A 5,491-nucleotide genomic window follows, 5' to 3' on the forward strand; every position below is an offset into this window, starting at 1 on the left:
GTAAATAACTTACCTTATGTAAGTATAATACAAAAAGTTTTAATGGCTGTCAATAAAAATAGCTACTTTTTTTTCGTAAGTTAATAATTTATATTATTTCAGTTAGTTTTTGTATATAAATATTAAGGTTTTAATCAAATAAAAAAACTACCTCCATATTTCATGGAGATAGTCTTCATCAATTACTACTTTTGAAAAACATGTTTCACTTTTTCAGCCGGAATATTACTTCCACCTCTACCTTTTACATCTTCAATCATCATTGTAATGACCATATCAGGTGAATTTAAATCAAACGCAGCGAACCAACCTAGTTCTTTTCCTTCTGCCTCTTTTGATACTTTTAATTCTGCTGTTCCTGTTTTACCAGCAAGGGTCATACCATCAATTTTTGCAATTTTCCCCGTACCATCTGGATCGTTAATTACTTTCGTTAAAGCCGTTTTCAATATATCTTGAGTTCCTTTAGAAATCACATTTTCTTTCCAGGCCTTTGGTTGTTTATCTGTTTTAATAAGATATGGCGACGGAATCGTTCCATCATTTACAATCGGTGCATACGTTAAAGCTAAATGAAGAGGGGTCATTAAGACTTGTCCTTGTCCATATCCTGTATCTGCCATTTGAATATCATTTTTTATGCCATCACTTGCGATTTTAGAAACTGGGAATCCGTATTCAATTGGTAATTTCTCATCAAATCCGAATTTTTTCGCCTCAGCCATAAATTTATCTTTTCCAATTTTCAAAGCTTCTTGTGCAAAGTAAATATTATCCGAGTATTTCATTGCCTTATCAAAATCAATCGGATTTGCATCTTTTACACGTGTTACGTAATAATTGCCCCAAGAAGAATCTTTCGTCCATTTCAATCCTTCAATTTTCAATTCTTCTTTCGGATCGATTGTTTTTGTTTCAAGTCCAATTGCACCTGTAATCGGCTTAAATACAGAACCCGGAACCGATAATTGTGTAAATCGATTCGTCATTGGTTTTTTCGGATCATTATTCCAAGCTTCACGTTGAGCTTTTGATGTCCCTCTTGCAATAAGATTAGGATCGTAAGCTGGACTACTTACAAGTGCAATCGTTTCCCCGCTTTTCGGATTAATTGCAGCACTAGATCCAGCCTCTCCTTTCATTTCATTATAAATTTTTTCTTGAGTAGCACTATCAATAGTTAAAGTTACATTTTCCCCATCAACAGCATCTGTTTTCGCTAAATTTTTAATTTCTCTTCCTTGTGCATCTTCCATGAAGACACGGCCACCTTTTTTCCCGCGTAGCTGTTCTTCCAATACTTGCTCTAATCCAGCCTTACCAACTGGTTCATCGGCTTGATAGCCTTTCTTTTGAAGCGTTTTTAAATCTTCAGCATTTACTTTTCCGATATAACCAGTAAGATGCGCTGCTGCTTCCCCTAACGGATATGTACGAACATTTACAGGTTTTGTTGCAACACCTGGTAAATCGATGTACGTATTTTGCGTTGCCCCCTCAGGCAAAATTCCAATTGGTACGAGATACCCTGGTTTTACCCATTTTGCAGCTAGTTTTTGATCAATCTCTTCTACAGACATATTTAACAACTTCGCTACCGTTTCTTTCGTTTGCGGAGCAGCATCCCCTAACTTTTCAGGAATCATTCCGATTTCAGAAGCTTTACCATTCGTCGCAAGACCTTTTCCATTACGATCGTAAACTTCACCACGTTTTGGTTGTGTTGTCTGCATACGCACTTTACTATCTTTTGTCATGCCAGGGAAAATGAAATCAGGAGTCCAATCTATTTTCCAAGACTCTTTATCCCCATCTTTTTCTTTCACCATTTTTGCTTCATGGCCAAAAGTGATTTTACCACCAACTGTATCCATGCTTACTTTAAAAGGAACAGGGCCTTCATCTTTTTTATCTTCTTTTACTTCCCCTGTTTCTACCTTTAAGTCTTTCACTTCAATACCAGAATAAATCTTTTCATATTTCTCAGTAAACTCTTTCTGTGAAATATCTTTTTTTGCATTTTCTGATAATTGATCATACATATCTGCAAATTTTTGTTTATTCCATGCTTTTACATATGTATCAAACGCTTCTTGTGGTTTTTCTTCTTTGCCGCATCCGACTAGCATTAATGCAAAGCAAAGAAAAAGAATCCCCCATATTTTTCTCAACTGATTCTCCTCCTCTTTCTATATTAATACTTTTGAAAATTTTAGCATTTTTCACATGCTACCTTTCATTATAGCACTATTGAATATCATCTATAAACTTACATTTATAAATACAAATAAAAAAATTGATGCGAATACTCACATCAATTTTTATTATTATTGTTGTTTCTCGTATACATGGTAATAATACGTATACGGATTTTTTTCATCCGTTAAACCTTTTTCTACAAAAATCTCTTTCCAATTTGTCATATCCATTTCTGGGAAGAATGTGTCTCCTTCAAATGCGTGGTGGATTTTTGTTATATATAACTTGTCTACATAAGGTAAAAAGAGATCATAAATTTGCGCTCCGCCAAAAATAAAAATCTCTTCTTCATTTTTACATAGTTCAAACACTTCTTCTACAGTATGAGCTACTTCGCAGCCTTCTACATGATACCCTTCATTACGAGTTACAATAATATTACGTCTTCCAGGCAATGGTCTACCAATTGCTTCATAGTTCTTTCTCCCCATAATAAGTGGGTGACCCATCGTCGTTTTCTTTACATACTGTAATTCACTCGGTAAACGCCAAGGTAAGTTATTATCTTTACCAATTACTCTATTCTCGTCCATTGCGACCATAAATGAAACAATCATCTTGTCATCTCCTCTACAATTACACTGCAACCGGTGCTTTAATCGCTGGGTGTGGATCATATCCTTCAATCGTTAAATCTTCCATCTCAAAATCAAACACAGATTTCACATCTGGATTTAATGTAAGTTTAGGGAACGGGCGTGGTTCACGTGCCAACTGCTTTTCGACTTGTTCAAAATGATTTGTATAAATATGTGCATCACCAATTGTATGAACAAACTCTCCTACTTCAAGACCACATTCATGTGCTATTAAATGTGTTAGAAGTGAATAGCTTGCAATGTTAAATGGAATTCCAAGGAATATATCTCCACTTCTTTGATATAGCTGACAAGAAAGTTTGCCATCCGCTACATAAAATTGGAATAGCGTATGACAAGGCGGTAATGCCATACTTGGTACATCTTCAGGATTCCAAGCAGAAACAATTAGGCGACGTGAGTCTGGCGTTTTTTTAATCATTTCAATTACATCTTTTAATTGATCAAGTGTCTCACCAGCTGTCGTTTTCCAAGCACGCCACTGCTTACCGTATACGTCTCCTAAATAACCATATTTATTTGAGAAATCATCATCTTCTAAAACGTTCTTTTTAAACAATTCCATTTGCTCATCGTACTGCACTTTAAATTCCTCATCTTGTTGTGAGCGAAGACCGAAATCAGTCATATCAGGACCAGTATACTCATCACTTTCTACCCAGCTCTTAAATGCCCATTCATTCCAAATGTTATTATTATGCTGCAATAAATAACGAATATTTGTATCACCTTTCATAAACCAAAGTAGTTCACTTGCTACAAGGCGAAACGGGACTCTCTTTGTCGTTAATAAAGGAAATCCTTTACTCAGATCAAAACGCATTTGATATCCAAATACAGATACAGTTCCTGTCCCTGTACGATCTTCTTTCTTCGTACCGTGCTCCATTACATGGCGGCATAAATTTAAGTATTCATATTCAGCATGTTTCATATGTAGGAAAACCTTCTTTCAATCTTATATGAAATTTATCATAACATGAAAAACAGCGAATTTAATAATCCAAATTAATAAAAATTCTTTCAATATTTCTTACAAAATTATTAACTTTCAATATTAAAAAAGGTTTTCACTTTTCTATTACAGAAAGTATAGTGCGGAACATAAAAATTATATTTGGAGGTTGGAAGCATGTCTAAAATCAAAACTCCTGTTTTAAGTACGTTACAACATAAGGTTGAGAAGATGATGAGGGATTTACACGTTCCTGGCGCTGCTATAGCCGTTATAAAAGATGGTGAGGTCATTATTTCTGAAGGTTTCGGCTATCGTAATATAGAGACAAAAGAGGCTGTTACACCGAGTACTCGGTTCGCAATTGGTTCCTCAACGAAAGCTTTTGGCACACTTTCATTAAGTTTATTAGCACAGCAAAAAAAGTTTAATTGGGATACTCCCGTCCAGTCTTATATACCTAACTTCTCTTTATCTGAACTACTTGCTAGCTCACAAGTTTCAGGACGAGATTTAGCTTCTCATCGAACTGGTGTAAGTCGTCACGAGGCTCTTTGGTACAGCTCTTCCTTATCTCGAAAAGATATAGTAGAAAAAATAAAACATTTATCACTTGATGCTCCGTTCCGCACAGCATTTCTATATAACAATTTAATGTATGCGACAATTAGCTATATTGTGGAAAACATTACAAATCAAACATGGGAACAATATGTTACAGAACATATTTTAGAGCCTTTAAATATGGATCAAACAAATTTCTCTGTTACAGACTCACAACATACAGATAATCATGCTTTACCTTACATTGAAAATGACGGTGAAATAAAAGAAGTTCCATTCCGTAACATTGATACAGTTGGTGCTGCTGGGTGTATTAATTCTACAATTGAAGATATGGCAAATTGGGTACTCCTTCACTTAAACAAAGGAAAGTTTGGAGATCATGAATTAATCTCCCCTGAATTATTACAACAAATGTATACACCACACAATTCAATTCCAGATCAACCAGTTCTATCACTCCCTGAATCTCCATTAAATAGTTACGGCCTCGGTTGGTTTATTAGCGCTTATCGTGGTAATAAAGTGATTCATCATGGCGGTAATATTGATGGATTTTCGGCACTTGTTTCATTCATGCCAAAAGAAAATGTAGGCCTTGTCATTTTAACAAATGCTGGAGGCACATTACTTCCTACTTATCTCGCTAATCAAATTTATGATGAACTACTTGAATTAGAATCCATTGATTGGCATAAACGTGCTGTAGAAGATACTGAAAAAATGAAGGAAATGATGAAAGAAGCAACTGAATCACTTCCTGAACAAATTAAAGGAACTACACCTTCTCACAAGTTAGAGGATTATACTGGTACTTTTGAACATCCTGCATACGGAACATTACAAATATACAAGCGAGATGATTCGTTAAATGTACAATTTATGGAGATGGATATTCAATTAGGGCATCATCATTACGACATCTTCTCCGCAGAAGTTGAGTTATTCCAAATGAAAATGAGTTTATTATTCGCTTATGAAATGAGTGTGAGTGGTGAATTCCCATCCCTTCAGTTACATGTACCAGCTATGTTAAGTACTCAGCCGCTTGCATTTAAGAAAATTAAATAACAAATTAAATAGAGGGAAGATTACTCTTCCCTCTATTATTTTG

4 protein-coding genes are annotated in these 5,491 nt (G+C 35.1%); 1 reads left to right on the forward strand and 3 read right to left on the reverse strand.

The genetic code is table 11. The features are described 5' to 3' along the window. Positions 1-185 precede the first annotated feature (185 nt). The 3 genes from pbpC to AB3X48_RS16980 form a co-directional block, all read right to left on the reverse strand. Positions 186-2,171 (reverse strand): penicillin-binding protein 3, encoded by a 1,986-nt coding sequence (gene pbpC, locus AB3X48_RS16970; protein ID WP_256416114.1) that lies wholly within the window; start codon positions 2,169-2,171, stop codon positions 186-188. Positions 2,172-2,327: 156 nt separating this feature from the next. Further along, entirely contained in the window at positions 2,328-2,816 is a 489-nt protein-coding gene (locus AB3X48_RS16975) for a dihydrofolate reductase (protein WP_000637202.1), read from the reverse strand. 19 nt (positions 2,817-2,835) lie between these two features. Continuing rightward, entirely contained in the window at positions 2,836-3,792 is a 957-nt protein-coding gene (locus tag AB3X48_RS16980) for a thymidylate synthase (RefSeq protein ID WP_002085878.1), read from the reverse strand. A gap of 198 nt (positions 3,793-3,990) precedes the next feature. On the opposite strand from AB3X48_RS16980, the gene AB3X48_RS16985 reads away from it, so the two are divergent. Next, positions 3,991-5,448: a serine hydrolase gene (locus AB3X48_RS16985; RefSeq protein ID WP_256416115.1), complete on the forward strand. Its 1,458-nt coding sequence runs from the start codon at positions 3,991-3,993 to the stop codon at positions 5,446-5,448. The last annotated feature ends 43 nt before the right edge of the window (positions 5,449-5,491 follow it).

It is taken from the genome of Bacillus sp. S4 (assembly GCF_040838205.1).
GTDB lineage: Bacteria > Bacillota > Bacilli > Bacillales > Bacillaceae_G > Bacillus_A > Bacillus_A cereus_U.